At 71.4% G+C, this 26,122-nt stretch carries 21 protein-coding genes; 9 read left to right on the top strand and 12 right to left on the bottom strand.

Features of this window, described 5'->3' with window-relative positions; all coding sequences use genetic code 11:
- Positions 1-2 precede the first annotated feature (2 nt).
- Positions 3-1,526 carry an NADH-quinone oxidoreductase subunit N gene (locus WME96_RS39455; RefSeq protein WP_437286716.1) on the top strand — a complete coding sequence of 508 codons (1,524 nt, stop codon included), beginning with the start codon at positions 3-5 and terminating at the stop codon, positions 1,524-1,526.
- Between the two features lie 149 nt (positions 1,527-1,675).
- Positions 1,676-3,826 carry a beta-galactosidase gene (locus WME96_RS39450; RefSeq protein ID WP_437286715.1) on the top strand — a complete coding sequence of 717 codons (2,151 nt, stop codon included), beginning with the start codon at positions 1,676-1,678 and terminating at the stop codon, positions 3,824-3,826.
- Between the two features lie 273 nt (positions 3,827-4,099).
- Here the strand turns inward: WME96_RS39450 and WME96_RS39445 are convergent, their stop codons facing one another.
- A complete protein-coding gene (locus WME96_RS39445) occupies positions 4,100-4,933 on the bottom strand; it encodes a TM2 domain-containing protein (RefSeq protein WP_437286714.1) in 834 nt (277 codons plus the stop codon).
- A gap of 223 nt (positions 4,934-5,156) precedes the next feature.
- Here WME96_RS39445 and WME96_RS39440 point away from each other — a divergent pair, with 223 nt between their 5' ends.
- Positions 5,157-6,305: an AI-2E family transporter gene (locus WME96_RS39440; protein WP_437286713.1), complete on the top strand. Its 1,149-nt coding sequence runs from the start codon at positions 5,157-5,159 to the stop codon at positions 6,303-6,305.
- Between the two features lie 31 nt (positions 6,306-6,336).
- On the opposite strand, the gene WME96_RS39435 is transcribed toward WME96_RS39440, so the two are convergent.
- Complete coding sequence (locus WME96_RS39435) at positions 6,337-7,080, bottom strand: HAD family hydrolase (RefSeq protein WP_433930183.1); 744 nt, start codon at positions 7,078-7,080, stop codon at positions 6,337-6,339.
- Positions 7,077-7,889 (bottom strand): myxosortase MrtC, encoded by an 813-nt coding sequence (gene mrtC, locus WME96_RS39430; protein ID WP_437286712.1) that lies wholly within the window; start codon positions 7,887-7,889, stop codon positions 7,077-7,079. The genes WME96_RS39435 and mrtC overlap by 4 nt, the downstream gene beginning before the upstream one ends.
- A gap of 187 nt (positions 7,890-8,076) precedes the next feature.
- On the opposite strand from mrtC, the gene WME96_RS39425 reads away from it, so the two are divergent.
- The 5 genes from WME96_RS39425 to WME96_RS39405 all read left to right on the top strand — a co-directional run bounded on the left by WME96_RS39425 (position 8,077) and on the right by WME96_RS39405 (position 15,550).
- Positions 8,077-9,675, top strand: a complete 1,599-nt coding sequence (locus WME96_RS39425; protein ID WP_437286711.1) for an extensin family protein — start codon at positions 8,077-8,079, stop codon at positions 9,673-9,675.
- A gap of 198 nt (positions 9,676-9,873) precedes the next feature.
- Positions 9,874-10,869: a serine/threonine-protein kinase gene (locus WME96_RS39420; protein ID WP_437286710.1), complete on the top strand. Its 996-nt coding sequence runs from the start codon at positions 9,874-9,876 to the stop codon at positions 10,867-10,869.
- A complete protein-coding gene (locus tag WME96_RS39415) occupies positions 10,866-12,299 on the top strand; it encodes a serine/threonine-protein kinase (protein WP_437286709.1) in 1,434 nt (477 codons plus the stop codon). Before WME96_RS39420 ends, WME96_RS39415 begins: the two co-directional genes overlap by 4 nt.
- Positions 12,300-12,358: 59 nt before the next feature.
- Positions 12,359-13,345: a hypothetical protein gene (locus WME96_RS39410; protein WP_437286708.1), complete on the top strand. Its 987-nt coding sequence runs from the start codon at positions 12,359-12,361 to the stop codon at positions 13,343-13,345.
- Between the two features lie 87 nt (positions 13,346-13,432).
- Positions 13,433-15,550, top strand: coding sequence for an ATP-dependent helicase (locus WME96_RS39405; RefSeq protein WP_437286707.1), 2,118 nt, complete (start codon positions 13,433-13,435; stop codon positions 15,548-15,550).
- 89 nt (positions 15,551-15,639) lie between these two features.
- Here WME96_RS39405 and WME96_RS39400 read toward each other — a convergent pair whose 3' ends face one another.
- On the bottom strand, positions 15,640-17,307 hold the full coding sequence (locus WME96_RS39400) for a nitrite/sulfite reductase (protein WP_437286706.1): 1,668 nt from the start codon (positions 17,305-17,307) through the stop codon (positions 15,640-15,642).
- An 85-nt stretch (positions 17,308-17,392) separates the two neighbouring features.
- Here WME96_RS39400 and WME96_RS39395 point away from each other — a divergent pair, with 85 nt between their 5' ends.
- Positions 17,393-18,589 carry a trans-sulfuration enzyme family protein gene (locus WME96_RS39395; protein ID WP_437286705.1) on the top strand — a complete coding sequence of 399 codons (1,197 nt, stop codon included), beginning with the start codon at positions 17,393-17,395 and terminating at the stop codon, positions 18,587-18,589.
- On the opposite strand, the gene WME96_RS39390 is transcribed toward WME96_RS39395, so the two are convergent.
- From WME96_RS39390 to WME96_RS39355, 8 genes are all read right to left on the bottom strand, one after another.
- Positions 18,586-19,137, bottom strand: a complete 552-nt coding sequence (locus WME96_RS39390; protein ID WP_433930169.1) for a response regulator transcription factor — start codon at positions 19,135-19,137, stop codon at positions 18,586-18,588. The genes WME96_RS39395 and WME96_RS39390 overlap by 4 nt on opposite strands.
- 7 nt (positions 19,138-19,144) lie before the next feature.
- Positions 19,145-20,563 (bottom strand): ATP-binding protein, encoded by a 1,419-nt coding sequence (locus tag WME96_RS39385; protein WP_437286704.1) that lies wholly within the window; start codon positions 20,561-20,563, stop codon positions 19,145-19,147.
- Positions 20,564-20,808: 245 nt separating this feature from the next.
- Positions 20,809-21,306 (bottom strand): cytochrome C oxidase subunit IV family protein, encoded by a 498-nt coding sequence (locus tag WME96_RS39380; RefSeq protein ID WP_437286703.1) that lies wholly within the window; start codon positions 21,304-21,306, stop codon positions 20,809-20,811.
- 7 nt (positions 21,307-21,313) lie between these two features.
- Positions 21,314-22,000 carry a cytochrome c oxidase subunit 3 family protein gene (locus tag WME96_RS39375; RefSeq protein WP_433930163.1) on the bottom strand — a complete coding sequence of 229 codons (687 nt, stop codon included), beginning with the start codon at positions 21,998-22,000 and terminating at the stop codon, positions 21,314-21,316.
- Positions 21,997-23,634, bottom strand: coding sequence for a cytochrome c oxidase subunit I (gene ctaD, locus WME96_RS39370; protein ID WP_437286702.1), 1,638 nt, complete (start codon positions 23,632-23,634; stop codon positions 21,997-21,999). The genes WME96_RS39375 and ctaD overlap by 4 nt, the downstream gene beginning before the upstream one ends.
- Before the next feature lie 19 nt (positions 23,635-23,653).
- A complete protein-coding gene (gene coxB, locus WME96_RS39365) occupies positions 23,654-24,598 on the bottom strand; it encodes a cytochrome c oxidase subunit II (RefSeq protein ID WP_437286701.1) in 945 nt (314 codons plus the stop codon).
- A 30-nt stretch (positions 24,599-24,628) separates the two neighbouring features.
- On the bottom strand, positions 24,629-25,471 hold the full coding sequence (locus tag WME96_RS39360; RefSeq protein WP_437286700.1) for an SCO family protein: 843 nt from the start codon (positions 25,469-25,471) through the stop codon (positions 24,629-24,631).
- On the bottom strand, positions 25,471-26,121 hold the full coding sequence (locus tag WME96_RS39355) for a hypothetical protein (RefSeq protein ID WP_437286699.1): 651 nt from the start codon (positions 26,119-26,121) through the stop codon (positions 25,471-25,473). Before WME96_RS39355 ends, WME96_RS39360 begins: the two co-directional genes overlap by 1 nt.
- Position 26,122 lies beyond the last annotated feature (1 nt).

Raw genomic sequence — 26,122 nt, 5'->3', positions numbered from 1 at the left:
CCGTGGATACCCGCACCCTCGACAACCTGGAGAGCCTCGCGTACTTCGCGCCGGAGCTCGGCCTCATCGCCGCCGTCCTGCTGCTCGTCGTGTGGGACCTCGCCGCGCCGGCGCGCCTCAAGCTCGGCGGCCTCGTGATCATCAGCCTCGCGGCGCTCGGCTGGTCGGGCGGGATGGGCGCGTACTTCCTGGCCAGCGACGCCGGGCCTCAGAACCTCTTCTACGGCCTGCTCGCGTTCGACCGCTTCTCGAACCTGTTCCGCGTGATCTTCGCGTTCGTCACCGCGGCGATCGTCCTCTTCTCGGTGCCGCCCTCGAAGGAGACGGGGGTCGAGCCCGAGCTCCGCCGCGAGACGGGCGAGTTCTTCGCGCTGATCCTCGTGCTCTCGCTCGGCATGAACCTCATGGCGGCGAGCCGCCACCTGCTGCTCATCTACCTGTCGCTCGAGCTCGTCAGCGTCATCAGCTTCGTGCTCGCGGGTTTCAAGATCAACGACGCGAAGTCGAGCGAGGCGGCGCTCAAGTACGTCATCTTCGGCGGCGTCGCGTCGGGGATCATGCTCTACGGGATGAGCTGGATCTTCGGCATCACCGCGTCGATGCGCCTCGGCGAGTGCGCGGCCCGGATCGCCGAGCTCACCGCGCAGCAGGGCAGGGTGCCCGAGGTCGTCTTCGTCGGCACGGCCTGCATCCTCGCGGGCTTCGGCTACAAGATCAGCGCCGCGCCGTTCCACATGTGGACGCCGGACGTGTACGAGGGCGCGCCCACCCCGGTGACCGCGTTCCTCTCGGTCGGGCCGAAGGCGGCGGGCTTCGCGGTGCTGGTCCGCTTCTTCTGGGACGCGCTCGGCGCCGCGAGCCCGCCGCCCGCCGTCGAGACGCCGTGGCCGGTGCTCGCCGGGTGCCTCGCAATGGCGACCATGACCATCGGCAACCTCTCGGCGCTCGGGCAGGAGAACGTGAAGCGCATGCTCGCCTACTCGAGCATCGCGCACGCCGGCTACATGCTGCTCGGCTTCTCCGTGTTCAGCGACGCCGGCCTCGCCGCGGTCGTGTTCTACGTCGTCGCCTACTGCTTCATGAACCTCGGCGCGTTCATGGTGGTGATGGCCGTCGCCGAGACGAGCGGCGGCGACGAGACGCTCTCCGCCTTCCGGGGGCTCGGGCGCCGCGCGCCGCTCGTCGCGGCCTCGATGGCCGTGTTCCTCGTCTCGCTCACCGGCCTGCCCCCGCTGGCCGGCTTCGTCGGCAAGTTCTACCTCTTCTCGGCGCTGATCTCCGCCGGGGGCGCGTGGAGCTGGGTCCTGGCTGTCGTCGGCGTGGTGAACAGCGTGATCTCGCTCTTCTATTACGCGCGCGTGCTCCGCGCGATGTACCTCGAGCAGGGCGAGCGTACGGAGCCTGCGCCCGTGCGACGGCTGCTCGGCGCGATGACCTGCGCGTTCGCGGTTCCGACCCTGCTGCTCGGGGTCTACTGGGGGCCCGTTTACGATTTCGTGGCGCGCTCCCTGACGATCATCCGCTGACCGCGGGCCGACATGCGCTGCTGGCCGCGCGCACCATGGATGACGTGCGCTGACCGCGCGCCGCGCCGCCGTCGCCCCCGGCCGGCGTGCTCGCCGGACCGCACGCGGCGGTATCGATCTCCCGGCGATCCTTGCTAGTGTGCGCGCGCGTGGCCACGACGCAGGACGCGAGCTCTCCAGAGGAACGCTTCACGCGGGGGGTCCGCCTCGTCCCGGGCGGCCTCGACATCGGCGGCAAGCTGGTCCCGCTGTACGCCGGCAGCCTGCACTACTGGCGGCTCGACCCGCCGGACTGGCGCGCCTGCCTCGAGGCGACGCGCGCGCTCGGCGTTCACCTGATCGACATCTATGTGCCGTGGGCCGTTCACGAGACCGGCCCGGGCCAGTTCGATTTCGGCCAGATCGATCCGCGCCGCGACGTCGGCGCCTTCCTCCGGCTCGCGCACGAGCTCGGCTTCCACGTCATCGCCCGCCCCGGCCCGCACATCAACGCGGAGCTCACCGGCTTCGGCATCCCCGAGCGCATCCTCTGGGACCCGAGCTGCCAGGCCCGCTCGGCGCGGAACAACCCGGTCGTGCTCCCGATGCTGCCGTACGGGTTCCCGGTGCCGAGCTACGCGAGCGACGCGTTTCACGACGAGGTCGCCCGTTACTTCCACGCGCTCGGCCCGGTGCTCCGGCCGCACCTCCACCCGGACGGGCCGATCGTGCTCGTCCAGATCGACAACGAGGGCGCGCTCTACTTCCGCGACGGGGCGTACGACCAGGACTACCACCCGGACGCGATCTCGCTGTACCGCGGGTTCCTGCGCGAGAAATACCGCACGATCGAGGCGCTCCAGCGCGCGTACGCGCGGCGGGCGGAGCCCGCGCCGGAGGGCGCCGCGCCCGAGGACGCCGCGGCGGCGCTCCTGCGCGCGGTCGCCCGCGAGCGCGCGCCCGCCGACGAGGGCGATCTGCGGTTCGCGACCATCACGCCGCCGGTCGCCTTCGACGCCGAGACGCCGGCCGATCTCGCGCGCCACCTCGACTGGAGCGAGTTCCACGAGCACCTGCTCGAGACCGCCATGGGCCGCTTCGCGAAGGCGCTCGCCGCGGCCGGCGTCGACGGCGTGCCCACGATGCACAACTTCCCGATGGGGCAGGAGGCGACGCCGCTCAACGCCGCCCGCATCTCGCGCGTCGTCGACCTCGTCGGCCTCGACTACTACAGCGTCGCGAGCCCGAGCAGCCGCCAGATCATCGCCCGCCGGACGAGCGAGCTCGCCGTGCGTTGCGAGGCGCTCTCGCTGCCGCCCTTCGCGTGCGAGATGGGCGCCGGCTTCCCGCCGTTCTTCCCGCCGCTCGAGGAGCGCGACAGCGTCTTCGTGATGATGGCGGCGCTCGCCTACGGGCTGCGCGGGTACAACATCTACATGGCGGTCGAGCGCGATCGCTGGATCGGCGCGCCGATCGATCCGCACGGCCGCCCGCGCCCGTTCGCCGCGTTCTGGCGGAAGCTCTCCGCGGCGCTCGAGGCGACGGCGTTCCACACGCTCCGCCGCCCGGCGCCGGTGCGCATCGTCACGCCGCGCACCGAGCGCCGGCTGAGCCGCGTGATGCACGCGTTCGGCCCGCTCACCGGGGCCTTCTTCTCGATCATGAACTTCGGCGCGCGCGACCGGTGCCTCGAGGACGATCTCGGCCTCGGCTACCCGCTCGCGGTGGAGTCCGACACGTTCGTGCGCGCGTTCGAGGAGGCGCTCGACGGGCGCGGCGTCCCCTACGCCCACGTGGGCGGCGAGGACCGCGACGTCTCGCTCGCCGGCGCGCGCTGGATCATCTGCGCCACCGCGGGCGGCCTGAGCCCCGAGCTGTTCGCGCGGCTCGAGGCGGCGGCGGGGCAGGGGACGCTGATCACGCTCGGCCCGCGCGAGCCCGCGTTCGACGGCGCCTTCCGCCAGCTCCCGCAGCCTTACGACCTGAAGCGGCTCCTCGCCCCCGGCCAGAACCTGCCGGCGCTGCTCCAGGACGACCCCGCGGCGGCGGACAGCGCGGTGTCGCGCGCCATCGACGCGCTCGGCCTGCCGACCTTCGCGTGCGATCCAAGCACCGTGTTCGCCACGCTGCACGAGGACGCGTCGGGCGCCCCGCGGGTGCTCTTCCTGCTGAACCCCGAGGACGCGGACGTGGTGGCGCGCGTCACCGTGCGCGCGTCGCGCGCGCGCGACGTGCTGGACGACGCGCGCTTCGAGGCGCGTCGAGGGGCGCTGGAGGTGCGGCTCATGCCCCGCACCGTGCGCATGCTGGCGCTGGAGTGACGGGCGCGGCGGAGCGCGCCGGGGTTCGCTCCATGCATTCTTGGATACCGAGGGACGCGCCGAGCGCGCCGATCGGGGCGCGAGCTCCTGGTCGTGACCGGCGGTGAAGAGCGCGTATTCGTTGCCCGGCTGATCGAGGGGGGTCTCGGACGAGAGATCGAGTTGAACCGACTCGACGCCAGGGACGTGAGGACGTGAGAAGAGCTCTCCGGGGTGCTCCAGGCGTGTCTGGCGCCTTCGCCTGTCTCGTCCGGGCCGCTGCGCGCTGGCCTGTCAGCGGTCGAACCGCAGCGAGTTGCCTTCCGCGTCGCGGAAGCGGCCCATGCCGATCATGAGCGTGTCGATCAGCGACCAGATGCCGAGTCCACCGCACGTCAGGAGCTTGGCGATGCCGAGGCCGGTCTGGCCGAGGTAGAAGCGATCGGCCCCCAGGGTCCCCAGGAAATACGAGAGCAGAAAGAGCGTGGATTGGCTCCTGGTCGGATGCCCGACCGGCGGGTCGCGCTTGAGCACGAGGCCCTGGGCATCTCGCATGGAACCCGTGCCGATCAGGATCACGTCGATGAGGGTCCAGAAGCCGAGACCACCGCACGTGAACAGCTTCAGGAGCCCGAGCCCGGTCTGGCCGAGGTAGAAGCGGTCGACGCCGAAGATCCCGAGAAACGCCGCGAGCAGGAAGGCTGTCGCCTGGTCCTTGTCCGAGGTGCCCTGGATCGGGCCGGGGTGCGACGGTCCGCCGCCGTACGCGGGCGGCGGCCCCCATCCACTTCCCGGCGGTCCGCCCGGTCCTCCCGGCGGCGGTCCCCAGCCAGCCCCCGGCGGCGAGTATCCCCCGCCGGGCGGCGGGTATCCCCCGCCAGGCGGCGGGTATCCCCCGCCAGGCGGCGAGCCCCACCCCGCGCCCGGTGGCGGGTATCCCCCGCCGGCCGGCGGATATCCCCCTGCCGAGGGCGCGCCACCGCCGCCGGGAGTCACGCCCTGTCCGCCCGGCGTCACGCCCTGTCCGCCTGGCGGGCTCGTCCCCCAGCCACCGCCGTTTCCCCAGCTTCCGCCTCCGTTGCCCCAGCCATCGCCTCCGGGCGGAACCCCACCACCGCTCGTGCTCATCCTTGTTCCCTCCAGCGGACGTGGCGGCGATGGCTGTCGTGAGCCTTCGCTGTCGTCGGCCGAGCTTGACTGTACCGCGGAATCTGCGCGCTGCGCTCGCGGAGCCGTGGAAATCGCTGGTGTATGCCGGACGCCCACCCTACCTTGGGCCCGCAACGGGCCGCCGAGGGCGGCGTACAGGCAAGCGCACACGGCAATGAACGATACTCAGTCCGATCGATGGTTGTCGTTTGCCCTCCGGGCGGGGCTCGTCGCGCTGTTCTTCTGGATGGTCAAAGGGCTGCTCGTCCCGGTCCTGCTCGGCGGCCTGGTCGCGCTCCTCGTCTCCCCCCTCCAGCGCCGCCTCTCGCCTCGACTCGGCCGCTTCCGCAGGTTCGCGCCCGCGATCTCCACGGTCGGCGTCGTCATCCTCGTGTGCATCCCGCTCACGGTCATCATCATCGAGGCCTCCGCCTCGATCAGCCGCTTCTTCGCCCGGGACTGGTCCAGCACCATCGAGCGCTTCCAGGGCATCCTCAACGACGGGCGGATAACGGGGCTGATCAACAGGGCCGGCCTGTCCGGGGACGACGTCCGCAACTACGTGAGCAATCTGTTCCAGCGGGTGGGCAGCTCGATGGCGGGCTTCGCGGGGGGCATGGTCGCCGCGGTGCCGCAGTCGATCGTCGACGCCTTCCTGTTCACCGTGGCGCTCTACTACCTGCTCCGCGACGGCGGCCTGCTGCTGCGCTGGCTGCTCACGCAGTCGCCGTTCCGGCACGAGGAGACGGACGTCCTCTTCGCCTCGATCCAGGACACCGTGCACGGCGCGGTGCTCGGCCTGCTCGCGACCGCCGCCGTCCAGGGGACGCTGACGACGGTCGCGCTCTTCGTGTTCAAGGTGCCGGGCGCGTTCCTGTTCGGCCTGCTGGCCACGCTGCTCTCGCTCGTGCCCATGATCGGGACGACGCCGGTGACGCTGGGCGCGGCCATCTACCTGTTCATCGTCGGGCGCATCGGCGGCGGCATCGGCATGTGCGTCGCGGCCGGCCTGATCGGGCTCTCGGACAATGTGATCCGGCCGTGGGTCCAGAGCTCGCACGGCGGGATGCACCCGCTCATCGCCCTGCTCAGCATCTTCGGCGGCCTCGAGCTGTTCGGCGCGGCCGGGATCTTCATCGGCCCGGTCGTCGCCGCCATCGTGCTCTGGGCGGTCAACACGCGGTCCTCCCTCTCTCGCTCGAGCCTCCCGCTCGGCCTGCACTCCTCGCAGCCGCCGCCGGCCTCGCTGGGGCCGACCTCGCGACCGCCGCCGACGTCCGGCGCGCCGCCGACGTCGCGACCGCCGCCGACGTCAGGCGCGCCGCCGGCCTCGCGGCCGCCGTCGTTCTGAGGCGGCAGCGCGCGGCGCACGCGGCGCACGCTCACCAGCGCTCGATGCGGTATCCGCGCCGCTCGGCGACCCGGCGCAGCCTGGGATCGGGGTTGACGGCGACCGGCACGGCGACGAGCTCGAGGAGCGGCAGATCGCTGATGCTGTCCGTGTAGAACGTCGCCTCCTCCAGGCGGAACCCCTGCGCGTCGGCGAGCGCCCGCGCGCGCGCGACCTTGCCTTCTCCGAAGCAGAGCGGCTGCTCGGCGCGGCCGGTGAAGCGCCCGTGCTCGTCGATCTCGAGCACGCTCGAGACGAGGTGCTCGATCCCGAGCCGCCTGGCGAGCGGGTGCGACGCGTAGCGCGACGCGCCGGTCACGATGGCGCAGAGGTCTCCTGCTGCCTTGTGGCGCCTCACGGCCTCGCGCCCCCCGTCGGCGATGTGCGGCTCGACGTGGAGCCGGAACCAGTCGTCGCAGCGGGCCGCCATGACGGTCTCGGGCATGCCTTCGAGCGAGAGCAGCGCCCGCTCGGCGACCTTCACCGCGTCGAGCACGCCGAGCGTGTATTGCCCGACCCAGTAGAGGGTCCTCAGCAGATCGCGCGTCGTCGCCTCGCCGATCTGGCGCTGGTACTTCACGTAGAGGCTCGCCGTCTCCTTGCGCAGCAGCGTGCGGTCCATGTCGAACAGCGCCGCGCGCCGGCGCGCCGCGCGGCCGCCCTGCGGCGCGGCGCCGTCGTGCCGCGCCGGCGCGCCGGGGCTGCGCGGCGCCGTGTCGTCGAACGAGGTGCTCACGGCGATAGACCGTAACCGCGGGCGAGTGTGAGGGAGAAGAGATTGCACGCGGCATGGAACACGAGCGGCGCCCCGATGCCGCCGGTGCGCGCCCGCAGCCACCCGAAGAGGAGCGCCGGGAAGAACACGGCGAGCCGCGCGGGGTGCTGGATCGTGAGCACGTGCCCGAGCGCGAAGATCGCCGACGAGATGAGCCACGCCGGGCCGAGCCTCGCGCCGAGGACGCGGACGCGCGGCGGGAAGACGCGGTCGAGGGCGCTCTGGAGGTAGCCGCGGAAGAACGCCTCCTCCGGCAACGCGACCACGAGGAGCTGCGCGGCGATCTCGTCGACGGAGGGCGGGCGCAGCACGAACGGCGAGGCGGCGCCCCAGTACAGCCGGTAGCCGAGCCAGAACGGCGGGAACACGATCGCGGCGACCAGGGCCGCCCACGCGACGGCGCGGAGCGCGGCGCGGGCGAGCCGCCCGGCCGAAAGCGGCACGGGCTCGAGGATCCCGCCGAGCGACAGGCCGTGGTCGCGGATGGTCACCTCGTCGTACCGCAGCACGAGCCAGAACGTCGCCGCGAGGAACGTGAGGCCCACGAGCGTGCCCGCGTAGCTCGCCGGCGCCGCGTAGGACACCGCGGTCACCGCGGCGGTCGTGGCGGCCGCGGCGAAGAGCGCGCGCGCGGCCGTGGGCTCGGGGGGCCGCGGGCGCTCGCCGCGGAGCGCGCTCGCGGCGTCCACGTCGGCGGGCGCGCCGGGGGCCTCGCCGCCGGCTCGGGGGTTCGCGTCGCGGCTCGGGTCGATGGGGGTCGGCGGTTGCAAGGCGTGTTCGTCGCGGAGGCGCGCGCGGGATCGCGGCGCCGCGGGCGTCGGCGCGCGCTCAGCGTAACCGCGAGCACGCCGGTCCGCGATGGTCAGCGCCGGCCGGGGCGCGCTGGGCGCTGCTCACCGGTCCAGCCTGCGCCCATTTTCTAGCCTTCCCGCGCGGTCTCGTTAGAGTGCGGCCGCTGTGCCGTTTTCCCGACTTCGCTGTCTGCTGAAGCCGCTGGCCTGCGCGCTGCTCGCGTCCGTCGCGTCGCTCTCTCCGGGGTCCGCGTCGGCTGCGTCGCCGTTCCTCATGACGCCGGACGCGAGCATCGTCGAGGCGTCGCCGGCGTACCGCTACGCCAACATGACGGACGACGAGGCGATGGCCGAGCTGGATCGCCGGAAGATCCTCTACATCAAGGTCGACCGTGCGCCCGGGGTGCGCGCGCCGATCCGGCTCACGAGCCGGCTGAACGGCGTGCACTTTCATTCGGTGCTCCCGCCCGAGCAGCGCGTGACGAGCGTGTTCGAGATCCTGGACGCGCGCCTCGCGCTCACGCTCGACGATTTCGCGGCCCTGCTGGCGCGGCACGATATCGACGAGGTCGTCCATTATACGATGTATCGACCCAACGTGCCGATGCCGGGCCGCGACGGCGCGGGCGACGAGGGAGATCACGGGCACCCGACCGCGCAGGCGTCGCCCGCGGACAGCGCCGTCCGCAAGGGGTCGCCGAAGCCCGCCCGGCCCGTGGGCCTCGGCGAGAAGGGGGCGCTCGACGCGACGTCGAAGGCGCCGAAGGAATCGCCGCGGACAGCGCCGTCCGTGGACCTCGGCGAGAAGGGGGCGCTCGACGCGACGAAGGCACCTGAGGAGGCGCCGAAGGCTGCGCCCGTGGACCTCGGCGAGAAGGGCGCGCTCGACGCGACGAAGGTGCCCGAGGAATCGCCGAAGCCGGCGCCGGTGGACCTCGGCGAGAAGGGGGCGCTCGACGCGACGAAGGCACCTGAGGAGCCCCCGCGACACCCGAAGGAGAAGGGCGCCGCGAAGTCCGTGGCGAAGAAAGGGGCCGCGGAGGCGGGCCCGAAGGACAGAGGCGCCGCGGAGGCCGTTGCGAAGCAGAAGGGCGCCGCCGGGACAGCTCCGAAGGAGAGGGGCACCGCCGGTGCAGCTCCGAAGGACAAAGGCGCCGTGGAGGCGGCTGCGAAGCAGAAGGGCACCATCGGTGCAGCTCCGAAGGAGAAGGTCGCCGCGGGGGCCGGCGCGAAGCCGAAGAACGCCGCGGAGGCCGCCCGAAGCGCCGCTCCGAGCGCTCCGGCCGATCGGCCGGGGGCGGCCGCGGCGCGCAGCGGGCCCTCAAAGACGGCCGGCAAGGCCGGGACCCGGCGCGTCGCGCTCCGCGAGCCCGTGGGCTCCACCCGCGCCACCGCGTCCTCGCCCAGGCGCCGCGGCGACGTCGCGCTGCGCAGCGACGTGGGTCAGAAGCCGCGCGGCGCGTGGGCTCCGCCTGGCACGCGTCACCCCGCGGGCCTGGCCATCGACGTCGGCGCGCTCAGGAAGCGCGACGGCACCTGGATCAGCGTCGCCCGCCATTTCCACGGCCGCATCGGGGACAAGACGTGCGGAGAAGGGGCACCCCAGCCCGAGCTCCCCGAGGCGCGCGAGCTCCGGTCCATCGTGTGCGAGGCGGCCGACCTCGGGATTTTTACATACGTGCTGACGCCCAATTACAACGCGGCGCACGCCGACCATTACCATATGGAGATCAAGCCCGGCGTCCGGTGGTTCCTCTATCACTGAGCGCGAGCCGCGCGCCGGATCCCGCTGCACAGCCCTGAAACGGCGCGCAGCGCGCGCCACTGCACATCCGTTGATTGCGCGTTTTTTGGTGAGTCGCGCGCTTTGTTCGCGCAACTTTCGCCGTGAGAGCGACGATTCCTTCCCCGAACGAAGGCGCCGGCCCTCCGCCGCGCGCCCCCGCAAGGGAGGTCGACGGACATGGTGCAAGAGAACGACGGACAGCCGCTCCCGGGGACTCCATACCGCCTGCTCCGGAGGATCGGGGCGGGCTCGTGCTCCGAGGTCTTCGAGGTGCTGGGGCGACGCGGACAGCTCCGGGCGCTCAAGCTGCTCCGCGCCATGCACGAGGGCTCGAGCGAGGTCAGCGCGCGCCTCGTCCAGGAGGGGCGCGCCCTCGCGGCGCTGAGCCACCCGCACATCGTGAAGGTCGAGGAGGTCGGCGTGACGGGCGACGGCCGGCCGTTCCTCGTCATGCCGCGCCTCTTCGGCGAGACGCTGCGCGAGCGGCTCGACGCGCGCGGCCCGCTCGCGACGCCCGCCGCCGTGCGCATCGCGATCCAGGTGCTCGGCGGGCTCGCGGCGACGCACCGGGCCGGCATCGTCCACCGCGACGTCAAGCCGGCGAACGTCTTCCTCGTGCAGCCGAGCGCCGGCGGCGAGCACGGCGCCGACGATCTGGAGTGCGCGCCCCGCGCGCCCGAGATCGACCACGCCGTGCTCATCGACTTCGGCATCGCGAAGGTGAGCTGCGACGGGCTGGAGCCGTCGACCGGCTCGAACGTCCTCGGCACGCCGCGCTACCTGTCGCCGGAGCAGATCCGGGGCGAGGCGGTCGACGCGCGCACCGACGTGTACGCGGTGGGGCTCCTGCTCTTCGAGGCGATCACCGGGCGAGGCCCGTTCCCGGTGGTCGACTCCATGGCGGTGATGCGGGCGCACCTCCACACGCCGGCGCCGCGGCTCCGCTCGCTCCTCTGGGTACCTCCGGCGCTCGACCACGCGGTCGCGCGCGCCCTGGAGAAGGACCCGGCGCTCCGCTGGCAGACGGCCGACGCGATGGCCGCCGCGCTCGCGGACGCGCAGGGAGAGAACGGCGGCAGGGAGACGCCGTCCGACGGCGGCGCGGGGCTCGCCGCCCCGCCGGCCGGCGGGCGCGGCGCGCGGTCGCTGCTCGCGCACGGAGCGGCGCGATGAGCGGCGCGCTGGCGGAGCGCTCCGAGGCGGGCACCTTGCTGTACGCGCGCGGCGCCTTGCTCGCGCCGAGCCACCCTCGGCAGCGCGGCGCGCTCGAGGGCGGGTCCAGCGCAGGGACGCGTCAGCTCCGCGCGTCCGAGATCGGCTCTCGCGCAGGGACGCGCCAGCTCGGCGCGTCCGAGATCGAATCTTCCGCAGAGACGCGGCAGCTCCGCGCGCTCTTCGAGGGCGAGCCGCTCCAGGGCACGCCCTACAGGGTGGTGCGCCTGCTCGGCCAGGGCGGCATGGGCGAGGTGTACGAGGTCGAGCACCGCGAGCTCGGCCGGCGGTTCGCGGTGAAGGTGCTGCACCGGATCCACGCCGGCCGCCTCGATCTCTCGGCGCGTATGCGCGCCGAGGCGCGCTCGATCGCCCGCCTGCGCCACCGGAGCCTCCCCGAGGTGTTCGACCTCGGCGCGACCGACGGCGGCCGCCCCTACTTCGCCATGGAGCTCCTCGAGGGGCGCGATCTCAGGACCGAGCTCGCGCGCCTCGGCGTGGTCGCGGTCCCGACCGCGCTCGGCCTGGTCCTGCAGGCCCTCTCCGCGCTGTCGCTCGCGCATTCGGCGGGCATCGTCCACCGTGACCTCAAGCTCGAGAACCTGTTCCTGTGCGACGACGGCACGCTCAAGGTCCTCGACTTCGGCGTCGCGAAGCTCCTCCACGCCGGCGCCTCGCTCACCGACCCGGACGCGGTCATCGGCACGCCGAGGACGATGTCGCCCGAGCAGTGCGCCGCGCAGCCGATCGATCCGCGCGCGGACATCTACGCGATGGGCCTCGTCCTCTACGAGCTCGTCGCCGGGAGGGGCCCGTTCGACGAGCTGCGTGGCCGGCGCGACGCGCTCCGCTTCGCCCACTGCGAGCGGGAGCCGCCGCCGCCGTCGCGCCTCGCGCCGCAGCCGATCCCGCCGGCGGTCGAGCGGCTGATCCTGCGCGCGATCGCGAAGGCCCCGGAGCACCGCTTCCAGACGGCCGCCGACATGGAGGCCGCTGTGCGCCGGCTGCACGACGGCGCGCAGCCCGGCGCGGCGCCGTCGTCCGTCGCGAGGGAGCTCACCCCCACCGCGACCGACGCACCTGCGTCCGTCGCGAGCGCGCGCGGCGCGTCGCAGCGTCGCCTGCGGCCCGCCTCGCCGATCGGCGGCAGGCCCGGCGCCGCGCTCCTCGCGCGCCGGCCGCGGGCGCGCTCGCGTCAGCGCGCGCGTGCGTCGATCGCGAGCGCGCGCGGCGCGTCGCGCGCCGCCGCGCTCGGGATCTGCGCGCTCGCCCTCGCCTCTGCCGCGCTCGTGCTCGCGCTCGCGCAGCGCTGGCTCCCCGGCAGCGATCCTCCCTCGTCGGCGCCGCCCTCCGCGCGCGCCGCCGCGCAGGTGCGCTCGGCTGTAAGGTAGCCCCGCCGAGCCCGTTATCCGGTCGACACCGCATCACCGCACTGCGGAGTGGAGGCACCATGGACCGGACGCGACGAATCGGGCTGGCTTGTTTGGCGATATCGCTCCTCGCGAGCACGGCGTCCTGCGGTGGCAGCACCGCGCCGCGCCCCGCGGACGCCGCGCCGGCCGGGAGAAGCGCCGTCGCGATCGCGAGCGATCCCTCCGGCGCGAGCGGCTTTCCGGACGGCGCCGCCTTCGAGCCGGGCGCTCCTCCGCCGGCGGCGCCGGCGCCGTTCGACGCGTCGCCCTCGGCCGACTTCGAGCGCCCCGCCGCCGCGCAGGGCGCCGGCCGCGGCGAGGGCGCGGCGCGGAGGTCGCCGCGCCGCGAGATCGCGCCGGAGCCGATCGAGCGCCCGGGGCTCGGCACGGAGTGGGGCGAGACGCGCGTCTCCCGCATCTCGACCGCGCCGTTCGTGCGGGCCGATTTCGAGCGCCCGTTCGCGGTCGCGAGCCTGTTCTACAACGACGCCGAGGGCGCCCGCGCCATGGCGAGCGCGTCCGGCTTCCGCCGCACGTCGCCGCAGGCGTTCACCTCGGCCGGCGGCGCCGTCGCGGTGGGGCTCCGCGCCGAGGGCGGCGGCTTCCTGAGCGGCTTCGTCGCCGGCGAGACCCGCCACGTCGTCGGCGAGGCCGGCCAGCGCTACAGCATCGTCCTGCGCAACCTCACGCCGACCCGCATCGAGTGCGTCGTCTCCGTCGACGGCCTCGACGTCATGGACGGCCAGCCCGCGGCGTTCGGCAAGCGCGGTTACCTGATCGAGCCGCACGATGAGCTCGAGATCGACGGCTTCCGCCAGAGCATGGACACGGTCGCAGCGTTCCGCTTCGGCTCGGTCCGCGGCTCCTACGCGAACCAGAAGCACGGCGACGCGCGGAACGTCGGCGTGATCGGCGTGGCCCTCTTCCACGAGCGCGGCACGACGCCCTGGACGCTCGACGAGCTCCAGCGCCGCCGCGAGGCCGACCCGTTCCCCGGGCAATTCGCCACGCCGCCGGGCGGCTGAGCCTTTCCCGCGGGCTTCCGGGCCGCCGCCGCGCTCCGGGAAAATCAAGCTCCCTCTCCGGCCTCCTTCGGGCTACGCCACGCCCCGGTGACGAGCTTATTGAACCCGTCTCAACGTGCGGCCGTCGAGCACGAGCTCGGGCCAATGCTGGTGCTCGCGGGCGCCGGGTCCGGCAAGACGCGGGTGGTGACCACGCGCATCGCCCGCCTGCTCGACCGCGGCATCTCTGCGCGCTCCATCCTGGCGATGACCTTCACCAACAAGGCCGCCGCCGAGATGCACGAGCGCGTCGGCAAGCTCGTCGGCGCGAAGGTCGCGCGCGAGCTCAAGGTCTGCACTTTCCACCGCTTCGGCCTCGACGTGCTCGGCGCGGAGACCCGCGCGCTCGGCCTGCGCGGCGGCTCCTTCGCCATCTTCGATCAGTCCGACGCGCTCGGCGTCATCCGCGAGATCCTCCGCGAGCTGCGCGCCGGGAAGAACTACGACGTCGGCGCCATCCTCTCGCGCATCTCGAACGCCAAGAACGCGTTCCTCGACGCCGAGTCGTGGGCCGAGGCGCAGCGGCAGGGCAAGGGCATCGACGAGTACGACGAGATCTCGATGCTCGTCTACCCCCGCTACATGGCGGCGCTGCGCTCGTTCCAGGCGTTCGACTTCGACGACCTCATCTGCGAGGTGGTGCGCCTCTGGCAGACGCGCGCCGACGTCCTCGAGCGCTGGCGCATACGCTACCGCTTCGTGATCGTCGACGAGTACCAGGACACGAACCGCGCCCAGCTCGAGCTCCTGCGCCTGCTCTGCGGCGAGCACCGGAACGTGGTCGTCGTCGGCGACGACGACCAGTCGATCTACGCCTGGCGCGGCGCCGACGTGCGCAACATCCTCGATTTCGAGGAGCACTTCTCGGGCGCGAAGGTCGTCAAGCTCGAGCACAACTACCGCTCTCGCAAGCCGATCCTCGACGTGGCGAACGCGGTGCTCGCCAAGTCGGGCGGCCGGCGGCACAAGAAGTCGCTCATCGCCACGCGCATGGAGGGCGACAAGGTGCGCTCGATCATCTGCGTCGACCCGGACGTCGAGGCGAGCTTCGTGGCCACCGAGGCGCAGCGCCTCCTCGAGCGGGAGGGCGCGCGGCCCAAGGACATCGCCGTGCTCTACCGCTCGAACCTCCAGGCCGCCGCGATCGAGTCCGCCCTGAAGGAGCGGCAGATCCCGATCCGGATGATCGGCGGCCAGCAGTTCTTCGAGCGCAAGGAGGTGAAGGACCTCATCGCCTACCTCCGCGTCGCGCTCAACCCGAACGACGAGATGTCGCTGCGGCGCATCGTGAACTACCCCGCGCGCGGCATCGGCGACGCCGCGGTCGCCAAGCTCGGCGCCTACGCGACCGCGCACGACGCCTCGCTCTGGACGGCGGTCTCGCGGCCGCACGCCATCCACGAGCTGAGCGCCGCGGCGATCGAGGGCTGCCGTCAGCTCCTCCGGATCATCGAGGCCTCGCGCGCGCGGCTCGATCGCGGCGAGCCCTCGGCGGAGATCGCCCGCGCGCTCCTCGCCGACGCCGGCTTCAAGGAGGACATCATGGCCGGCTCCTCCACGAACAACGCCGCGGCGCGCCGCTGGGGCAACCTCGAGGGGCTACTCAACGTCTTCGCGCGCCGCGACGAGAAGGGGAAGGGGGATCGCGAGAACTTCGCCGAGTTCTTGCGGCTGCTCGCGCTCCGGCAGGACTCCGAGGAGGAGGAGGCCACCGACCGCGTGACGCTCACCACGATGCACGGCGCGAAGGGGCTGGAGTTCCCTTACGTCTTCGTCATCGGCCTGGAGGAGGGGCTGATGCCTCACCAGCGCAGCCTCGACGAGCGCGCCACGGACGCCGCGCCGATCAGCGCGGAGGGCGGCGAGGCCGGCGGCCACAGCATCGAGGAGGAGCGGCGGCTCTTCTACGTCGCGGTCACGCGGGCCCGCGATCGGCTCTACCTCACGCGGGCGAAGCACCGCGGCTCGCGCGGCAAGATGGTGCCGAGGACGCCGAGCCGGTTCGTGCTCGACATCCCCCCCGAGCTCCTCGACGAGCGCGAGGAGCTCGCGCCCGTCGCGCCGGGCATGGAGAAGGTCAAGGCGGGCGCCGCCGGCGTGCTGGCCGCGCTGGCGATGAACCCCTTCGCCGGCGATCCTCCAGTCATCCCCCGCCGCCGCATCTGAACGAGGGCGGAAGGCCGGGACGCCGGAAGAGGCGGCGTCCCGGGGCCTGGTCGGGTTGTGGTGGGGTCAGGCGCGGGCGAGGAGCTGGATCAGATAGCTGCGCCCTCGGCGGCCGCGAAGCCGACGCGGGTGATCTCCGGAGCGCCCTTGCGCGTGACGAAGTCGCGGAAGCTCTCGCCCTCGGCGCGCTCGGCCATGTAGTAGCGCGCGATGGTCGCGATCACCTTGGGCGTCTCCTCCTCGGGGATGCGGCCGTCGAGGCGCTCGCCGATGCGAGCGTTCGGGCCGCAGCCGCCGCCGACCCGGAGCGAGTAGTGCGGGCGCTCGACGCCGTCCTTGCCCTTCACCATCAGCCCCGTCATCCCGATGTCGGCGACGTGGTGCTGCCCGCACGAGTTCGGGCACCCCGAGATCTTGATGTCGAACTCGCCGAGGGCGCTCACGAGGTCGTCGGCCTCCTGGCGGTTGCCGCTCGGCACCAGGTGCTCCCGGATGCGCGACCCGACCTGCATGCTCTTCGTGATCGCGAGCGTGCAGTAGTCGCCGCCGGGGCAGGTCACCACGTCGGTGATGTGCCCGGCGTCCGCCTCGGCGAGCCCGATCTGCGTGAGCTCGCGGTGCAGGTTGAGGAGCTGCCCCTCCGGCACCCAGCGCAGCACGAAGTTCTGGGTGTTCGTCGCCCGCACCTCGCTGTTGCTGTAGCGCCGCGAGATGTCGGCCAGGCTCTTGAGCTGCTCGCTCGTGATGTCGCCGAGCGGCAGCTTGACCGTCGCCACCCGGTAGCCGGGCTGCTTCTGCGGGATCGTGTTGGTCCGCTTCCAGCGCGCGAACGCGCCGTCACCGAGCGTCTCCCGCATCGGCGTGAGCGGCGGCGGATCGCTCTCCCGGTACTCGGACACGTGCCCCGCGAGCTCGGCCGCGAGCGCATCGCCGCGCGCCGCCTTGATCCGGTCGAACTCCTCGTCGAGCCGGCGCAGGAACTCGGCCTCGCCGATCTTGCGCAGCAGGAACTTGAGGCGCGCCTTCTTCCGGTTCTTCCGCTCTCCGTCCCGGTGGAACACGCTCACGACGGCCTCGCACAGCGGCAGCAGATCGGACTCCGGGATGAACTCCTTCCAGAGGTGCGCGATCTCGGGCGTCGAGCCGAGCGAGCCGGCCACGTAGACGGCGAAGCCGCGCCCGCGGTCGCCGATCTTCGCGAACAGACCGATGTCGTTGATCATGACCTGCGCGTGATCGCGCGCGCTCCCCGAGAAGGCCACCTTGAACTTCCGCGGTAGCCGCCGGTTGTGCTCGTGGAAGAGGAAGTGTCGGGTGACCGCGAGCGCGTAAGGCGTCACGTCGAACACCTCGTCCTCGACGACGCCCGCGAGGTGGGACGCGGTGATGTTGCGGAGCGTGTCCGCGCACGCGCCGACGGTCGTCACCCCCGCGCGCGCGAGCACGCGCTGCAGGTCGATCGTCTCCTCGATCTCCAGGTAGTGGAGCTGGATATCCTGGCGGGTCGTGACGTGCGCTAGCCCGCGACCCCACCGCTCGGTGACTTCCGCAAGCGCTTCGAGCTGGGCTGCCGTGAGCTGCCCACCCGGGATCTTGATGCGCTGCATGTGCTTCACGTGAGCGAGCTGCGCGTAGACACCCATGGCCAGCCGCAGGGGGCGGAACTGGTCGGGGGTCAGCTCACCACGTTTGAATTTGGCGACGTTCTCGGCGTGTTCGTCGATGGCCGCCGCAAGGCGCTCGACTGGTTGCAACATGACTGATGCTATTCCCTATATTTCCGACGCGTCAAGTGCGACAATTATCCAGGCCGGTGACCGAGGTACCTGGCCGCCCAGCGCCATGAAGATCGACCTGCCAAACTCGACCGATGCCGTGCACGCGGGCGTACTCCGCGAGCGTCCGTCCCACACCCTCGCGCCCGCGATCGCGCAGACAGCGACCTACACGTTTGCGGACACGGCGGATCTCGAGCGCTACTTCGCCGGCGGCGACGCGGATCCCGAGCGGCAGGAGTACGGCCGCTACGGCAATCCGACGGTGCGCGAGGTCGAGCGGCGCATCGCGGCGCTCGATCGCGCGGAGGACGCCGTGCTCTTCGCGAGCGGCATGGCCGCGGTGACGACGACGGCGTTCGCCCTGCTCAAGGCGGGCGATCACGTCATCCTCTTCCGCGACGTCTACCGCCGCACGCGGCAGTTCGTGATCACCGTGCTCGCGCGGCTCGGCGTCGAGCACACGCTGATCGACCCGGGCGCGTTCGACCAGCTCGAGGCGGCCTTCAGGCCGCGCACCCGCTTCGCGCTGAGCGAGTCGCCGACGAACCCGTACCTGCACTGCATCGATCTGTCCCGGTTCGCCGAGGTCTGCAGGAAGGCGCGGGTCAAGACGATCGTCGACGCGACCTTCGCGACCCCGTACAACTCCGACCCGATCGGCCGCGGCATCGACCTCGTGGTCCACAGCGCCAGCAAGTACCTGTCGGGCCACAACGACGTCCTCGGCGGCGCGGTCTCCGGGTCGGCCTCGCTGATCTCGCTGGTCCGCGACATGCGGAGCGTGCTCGGGTCGGTGATGGACCCCCACGCCGCGGCGCTGATCGGCCGCGGGATGAAGACGCTCGCGCTCCGCGTCGAGCGGCAGAACGCGACGGGGCTCGCGGTCGCGCGCGCGCTCGAGGCGCACCCCGCCGTCGAGCGGGTGTTCTACCCGGGGCTCCCCTCGCACCCGGATCACCGGATCGCCGCCGAGCAGATGCGCGGCTTCGGCGGCGTCGTGAGCTTCATCGTGCGCGGCGGGCGCGAGGCGGCGGCGCGCGTCGTCGACGGCACGCGCATCGCCGCGATCGCCCCGAGCTTCGGCGGCGTCGAGACGCTCATCGAGCAGCCGTGCATCATGAGCTTCCACGAGCTGAGCGACGAGCAGCTCGCGGCCATCGGCATCTCCCCCGCGCTCATCCGCCTCTCGGTGGGCGTCGAGGAGACAGAGGACGTCGTGAAGGACGTCCTCGGCGCGCTCGACGCCCTCGGCAAGGCCTAGCTCCCGAGCTTCCTCAGCTTCCGCTGCAGCGTCCGCCGGTCGATCCCGAGCAGCTTCGCCGCCGTGGCCACCACGCCGCCCGACTCCCGGAGCGCGGCGCGGATCGCCTCGCGCTCGAGGTCGTCCAGCTTCAGGCTCCCCGGCGGCGGCGTCGGCGCCGTCGACGGCGGGGGCCGCTGGCGCTCCCGCAGGTTCGCGGCCTCGCGCAGCAGCTTGTCCGCGTCGACCGGCTTGCTGAGCAGCGTGTCCGCGCCCTCGCGCATCGCCGCCACCGCGAGCGGGATGTCCCCGAAGCCGGTCAGCATCACGATCGCCGCGTCGGGCTGCAGCTTGCGGTACTGAGCGAGCGCGCTCAGCCCGTCGCCGCGCGGCATGCGGTAGTCGATGACCACGAGGTCGACCGGCTCGTACTCGAGCGCCACGAGCCCCTCGTCGATCGTCGCCGCCGTCCTCGCCACGACGCCGCGGCGCCGCAGCGCCCCCTGCAGGGTCGTGCGGAACGCGTCGTCGTCGTCCACGAGGAGCGCAGTCTCGATCCGTCGCGTCATCTTCACCTCAGGCGGCCCCGGCGCGCTTCAGCGGGGCGGGCAGATCCAGGTCCGTGGGGCCCGTGGTCCCGTCGAGGCGGAGGCGCAAGGTCGCCTTCGCCCCGCCGGTCTCGACGCTCTCCATGCGCAGCACCGCGCTCATGCGCGAGGCCATCATCGAGCTGATGTACAGCCCGAGCCCCATCCCGCCCTGCGACATCTTCGTCGTCTGGAACGGCTCGCCGAGCCGCCCGGCGATCTCGGGGCTCAGCCCCGGTCCGCTGTCGGAGACCGCGATCTCGCAGACGTCGCCGCGCTCGAGGACGCTCACCTCGATCCGCTGCTCGGCCGCCTCCGCCGTCGCCTCGGCGGCGTTGGCGAGCAGGTTGACGAGCACCTGGCGCAGCGCCGGCCTGAGCACGTTCGCCTGCACGGGCCGCGGCGTGTCGAACGCGAGCTCGCCCCGGAAGCCGAGCCGCGCGAGCTCGACCTTCGCCAGATCGCGCACGAAGCGCGTGAGCTCCAGCGGCTCCAGGCGCTGATCGAGCCGGATCTGGCCGCGCATGAGGCTGATGATGTCGCTCGCACGTCGCGCCTCGCCGGCCACGGTCTCGGCCATGGCCGCCGCGTCCTCCGAGCCCGTCTCGCGCGCCACGTCGACGAGGTCCTTGCTCGCGAGGAGGATCGTCGCGAGCGGCGTGCTGAGCTCGTGCGACATGCCGCCGACCATGCGCCCGAGCATCGCCAGTCGCTCGTTCCGCTGGCTCTGCTGGCGGAGCTCCTCGAGCCGGTGCGCGTAGACGACGACGAAGAAGCCGAGGAACAGCGTCAGCGACGTGAGCGACACCAGGTCGCCGAGCTGCCGGATGCGGTCGCTCCCGAGCGGCGCGGAGTCGAGCGGCAGCGGCGCCGCGTGCGTGAGCACGCCGATCGCGGTCAGCGTCAGCAGGCCCACGAGCACGGTCGTGCGCCGCGGGCAGAGCAGGCCGGAGAGGGCGATGTGGAAGGTCAGGAAGACGGCGAACGGGTTCTCCAGCCCGCCCGAGAACCAGAGCATCCAGGCGCTCGCGATCACGTCGCCCACGAGCTGGGCGCGCGCGAGATCCTGCGCGGGCTCGCGCGCAGACGGCTCGCCCCCGGTCCGCTGACGCGCGCGCCGCACCCAGAACGTCCACGCGACGTTGGCCAGCGTGATCGCCGCGATGCCGAGGATGAGCGGCCCGAGCCTGAGGTCGGGCACGAGCTTCCTGCTCGCGAGCGTCGTCGCGATCATCCCCGCGATCGCCACCCAGCGGAGCTGGATCAGCCACCGATCGGCGGTCTCCCACGACGGGGGCTTCGGCCCGGACAGCAGCACCGCGAGGCGGCGCCGCGCCGCCGGGGGCGCGCCGCTCTTGGTGGGGTCGGAACCCGCATCGAGCGACCAGGACTGGAAGGAGGATTGCATCCGCGCGCGGACAGGGAGGGCTTGCAGGGCGGGGTCGAGCTGCCCGGAGTTCAGTCCCGGAGCAACCTTCCGACCTTGCCTTGCGACGGTCCCTTGTACCGCGCACGAAAGCCGCGAGCACGCCCGAGGTGCGCCGACGCGCAGACCCGGGCGTGATCAGGCGAAAACCCTGAGAATTCCGCGACTTGGAACTGTGATCTATCTTACGATGACGCGCGCTGCGGGGCGCTCGGCCCCGCGGCCGGTCAGTGGGGGCCTTCGGTCCCCTGGTGGACCTGCTTGGGCGGCGGGGCGACCTTGTGCGGCCGCTTGACCGCCCAGTTGTCGGCGGCGCGCTTGCCGTCGAACGGCGCCTTGAAGTCCGCGGGCCGCTCGGCCTCGATCGGCTCGGCCCGGCCACGGTTGTTCGTGTCGAACATGGTGAAGCCGATGAAGATCGCCAGGAAGATGAGCGACGACGCGAAGATGATGGTGTGGAACTTATGGTCCCACTTCAGGTGCATGAAGATGAGCGCCACGACGCCCGCCTTCACCGTCGCGATGAGGACCGCGATGGCGAGGTTGGCCGCGCCGAGGTCGACGTAGCTCGCCCCCACGGTCACGACCGTGAGCACGAGCAGCGTGAGCCACGTGGCGATGTAGACCTTGAGCGGCAGGACGTGGGGCACGTGGTCTCCACCGTGCCCGTGGCCATGGTCGTGCCCGTGCCCGTGCGCGCCGGCTGCTTCTGCGTGTGTCGACATGCTGCCCTCAGCCCACCAGGTAGAGGAGGGGGAAGAGATAGATCCAGATGAGGTCGACGAGGTGCCAGTACAGCCCCACCCCTTCGACCGGCGAGTAGTAGCGGCTCGAGAACTCACCGCGCGTGTTGCGGATGAGGATCCACGTGATGAGCCCCATCCCGATGAGGACGTGCAGGCCGTGGATGCCCGTCATCATGAAGTAGATGGCGAAGAAGATCCCCGCGTGGGCCGTCTGGAAGCCCTGGGCGGTGAAGTACTTCCCGGGCAGGAGGCCGTCGTGGAACTTGTGCTGGTACTCGAAGTACTTGATCACGAGGAACACGACCGCGCACAGCAGCGTCACCACGAGCAGCCGCGTGGTGGTCTTCTGGTCGCTCTTCTGCGCCGACCGGACGGCGAGCGCCATCGTCAGGCTGGAGCAGATGAGCACCACCGTGTTGATGCCGCCCATCACCTTGTCGAGGTGGTGGTGGGCCTCGACGAAGGAGTCGAAGAACCACGTCCGGAAGATCGCGAACGCGCAGAACAGCCCGCCGAAGAGGAGGATCTCGGTGACCAGGAAGAGCCAGATGCCCATCCTGCCGGCGTCGAACTGCGTGTCCGCGGAGTCGAAATGATGGGCGACGTGGAAGTTGGGGGACAGGACCGGGCCTGCCTTGTTCGGCCTCTCGACGGCCTCGGCGTGCGCGCTCATGCTTTCTCCGTGTTGAAGTCGTATGCGCCCTTGGTCACGATCGGGGTGCGGACGAAGTTCTCGGTGATGGGCGGGGAGGCGGTGGTCCACTCGAGGCTGAGCCCGCCCCAGGGGTTCTTCGGCGCCGGCGCGCCGGAGCGCAGCGACTTGATGAAGCAGACGAACATCACCAGGACGCCGGCGCCCAGGATCCACGAGCCCACGGTCGAGAAGGCGTGCAGCGGCTGGAACTGGTCCAGGTAGTTGTAGTAGCGCCGCGGCATCCCGCGGCTGCCCAGGACGAACTGCGAGAAGAACGTGACGTTGAACCCGATGAAGATGAGCACGCAGGCGATGGCCGCGAGCCGCTCGGAGTACATCTTCCCGGTGATCTTGGGCCACCAGTGGTGGAGCCCGCCGAAGTAGGCGATGACGGTGCCGCCCACCATCACGTAGTGGAAGTGCGCGACCACGAAGTACGTGTCGTGCAGGTGCAGGTCGACGCTGAGCATCCCGAGGAAGACGCCGGTGAGCCCGCCGATCGAGAAGAGGACGAGGAACGACAGCGCGTACAGCATCGGGGCGTTGAAGCTGATCGAGCCGCGCCACAGCGTCGCCGTCCAGTTGAAGACCTTGACCCCGCTGGGGATGGCGACGAGGAAGGTCAGGAACGAGAAGATGATCGCGGCGAACTCGCTCTGGCCGGAGGTGAACATGTGGTGGCCCCACACGAGGAAGCCGACCAGGGCGATGGCGACGCTGGAGAAGGCGATCGCCTTGTAGCCGAAGACCCGGCGCCGCGCGTGGACGGCGATGAGCTCGCTGATGATGCCCATGCCCGGCAGGATCATGATGTAGACGGCCGGGTGGCTGTAGAACCAGAAGAAGTGCTGGTAGAGCACCGGGTCGCCGCCGAGCGCCGGGTCGAAGATGCCGATGTGGAACGCGCGCTCCGCGATGAGCAGGAGCAGCGTGATGCCGAGGACCGGCGTCGCGAGGATCTGGACGATGCTGGTCGCGTAGGTCGCCCAGAGCATGAGCGGCATCTTGTACCAGCCCATCCCGGGCGCCCGGAGCTTGTGCATCGTGACGATGAAGTTCAGCCCGGTGAGCACGCTGGAGAAGCCGAGGATGAAGACGCCGAACGTGACGCTCAGGACCGACGTCGTGGTCACCGTGCTCGAGTACGGCACGTAGAACGTCCAGCCGGTGTCGATGCCGCCCGTGAGCAGCGACGAGAGCGTGAAGAGCGCGCCGATCCAGTAGAGGTACAGGCTGAGGAGGTTCAGCTTGGGGAAGGCGACGTCCTTCGCGCCGATCATGATCGGCAGGAGGAAGTTGCCGAGCGCGCCGGGGATGCTCGGGATGATGAACAGGAAGGTCATCACCGCCCCGTGGAGCGTGAACATCTGGTTGTAGGCGTTCGCGCTCATGATCGTCGCCTTCGGCGTCAGGAGCTCGAGACGCAGGACGAGCGCGAACAGGCCGCCCATCAGGAACGCGACGAAGGTGCTGGCGAGGTACATCAGGCCGATCCGCTTGTGATCGACCGTGGTGAGCCACGACATGATCCCGCTCTTGGCCCGGATGTAATCCGATCCGTGGCCGGCGTCGGGTGCCGTATTGACGTCGACGGTGGTTACTGTCTGCGACATGACTGCTTCTCCCCGGCGCTCACTTCACCGTCTTGAGGTAAGCGATGAGCGCGTCCACTTCTCTGTCCTTGAGGAGCCCCTTGAACGACGGCATCACCGGCGGGTAGCCGCGGACGACCTGGCCTTGCGGGTTGAACACGCTCTCGCGGAAGTAGTTCTCGTCCGCGACGACCTTGGACCCGTCCGCGAGCTCCTCCTCGCGGCCGAACAGCCCCTTGAGCGAGGGGCCCTGGAGGCGCGTGCCGTCGAGCGAGTGGCAGGTCGCGCAGCTCCGCTTCGCGAAGAGCGTCTTGCCGAGCTCCTCGGGCGGGAGGTCGCTGTTGTTGTTGCCCTCGAGCCACTTCTCGAAGTCCGACGGCTCCATCACCTTGACCGTGGCCATCATGTCGGAGTGGCCGGAGCCGCAGTACTCGGTGCATAGCAGCACCGTCTCGCGCGCCTCCGTCGCCTCGAACCACACCGACGTGTACGAGCCCGGGACCATGTCCTGCTTCACCCGGAACTCCGGGATGTAGAAGCTGTGGAGGATGTCCTTCGAGCTCAGGATCATCCGCACCGGGCGCCCGCGCGGCACGGCGAGCTCGTTCACGGTCGTCGTCCCGTCGGGGTAGGTGAACGTCCACAGGTACATCTCGCCGGTGGCGTTGATCTCGTAGGCCTCGGCCGGCGCCACGGACGCGTGCACGTAGCCGCGCATGCCCACGAAGAAGAGCGCGATGACGATGGCGAGCGGGATCAGCGTCCACACGACCTCGACGGTCGTGCTGTGGTCGATGGGGCTCGTCTTGTCTTTCTCGCTGCGCCGCTTGTACTTGACGGCGAACAGCACGATCGCCCCGACGACCAGGATGAAGAAGAAGACGGAGACCCAGTAGGCCGCGTCCCAGGCGGAGTCGATGCGCTCAGCGAGCGTCGAGCCCTGGCGGGGCAGCCAGAAGGAGCCGAGTTCGATCGGGTTTTTCATCACCATAGTTGTGGCTCCGCCACCTTGTGTCTAGGAAGCCTCGTTTACGCGCGCCCTCGAGCGGGAGCGTTCAGTCCGCCAGAAGCGAATGAGCCAGAGCCCGATCAGCACGACCGTGACGGCGCCTGACGCCTTCATCAGCCGCTTCGTCGCCAGGACGTACCCCCGGGCGTTGGGATCGTAATGGAAACAGAACAGGAGCACCCGATCCCAGGCGCTCCCCACCTTCCCGCTGCCCGCTTCGCGCAGCGCGAGGCCGAAGTTCTTCTGTGGAAAAGAGATGCCGTACAGCGTACGTGACAGGCGCCCGTCTGGCGTGAAGACGAACGCGCCTGCCGCGTGTGCGTACTGCTTCGTCGTCTCGTCCCATCGGTAGCCGAAGCCCACGGCGTTGGCGAGCGCACGCACCGACGCCTCGTCCCCCACAAGGAAGTCGAAGCCGTCGCCGGTCACCGGCCTGCCGTAGGCCTCAATATAGTTCGCCCGCTTCTTGCGCGCGACATCGGGCGTGTCGCGCGGGTCGAAGCTCACGACCAGGGCGCGGTACTCCTTGTCCGCGCTCCAGTCGGTCTCCTTCATGGCCTGCAGCACGCCGTTCAGCACCAGCGAGCACAGCATCGGGCACTCGTAATAGCCGAGCACCAGGATGAGGGGCTTGTCCCCCGACGCATACCGGCCGAGCTCGACCTCTTGCCCGGACTGGTCCCGGAGCCGGAGTTCGCGCGGGAGCATCGCTCCCGGCCGCTCCTCGATATCGACACCGACGAGCTCTGTCGGAATGGTCGTGTCCGCTGCCCGCGCGCTCCGCGCCGGGGTGACGGTGGCCACCACGAGCGCGAGCAGCGCGAGCAGGGCGGACAGCGGGCGGGACATCACTGCACCGGAGCAGGAGGCGCCGGCTTGGGCGCCGCGCCTCCGGGCTGGGCGGGCTTGGGGTCCGCAGGCTTCGCGGGCTTGGCGTCGGAAGGCTTGGCGGCGTCGGCGGGCTTCGCGTCGGCGGGCTTCGCGTCGGCGGGCTTGTTCGCGGCGTCGGCGGGCTTCGTCGCGTCCTGGCCCTGGAGCGGCGCGCCGCTCTCGGCGTTCGGCGCCGCGGCCTCGTCCGGCTTCGTGGCGCTGTCCTCGGGCTGCCCCGGCTGCGCCGCCTGCGCGGGCGTGGCGCCCGCGCCCGGGAGGGGCAGCCCGATGCGGTTCTCCTGGTAGGCCTTCAGGGTGAGCGCCACGGCCTGGTCGACCGGGATGCGGACGATGCGGTCCTTCTCGTTCGCCCACTGCAAGCGGCCGAGGCGCTCCTGCTCCATCGCGCGCAGGCCGCGGAGCGCGCTGTTCGGCGGCTCGAGCACCTTGCTCGAGATCTCGCGCTCCATCGTCGCCTTGAAGATCTCGTTGACGAAGAGCACGGTCACCACGAGGGAGGCCAGCGTGGCGATCACGATCACGAAGATGAGCGTGTTGTTCGGGCGATCCGCCTCGGCGTGCTCGTGCTCGCCGTGCTCGGTCGCAGTGCTTTCGGTCGCTTCGCTCATG

Source organism: Sorangium sp. So ce406, from assembly GCF_051474675.1.
Taxonomy (GTDB): domain Bacteria; phylum Myxococcota_A; class Polyangia; order Polyangiales; family Polyangiaceae; genus Sorangium; species Sorangium cellulosum_G.
This window is presented reverse-complemented; position numbering and strand designations above follow the sequence as displayed.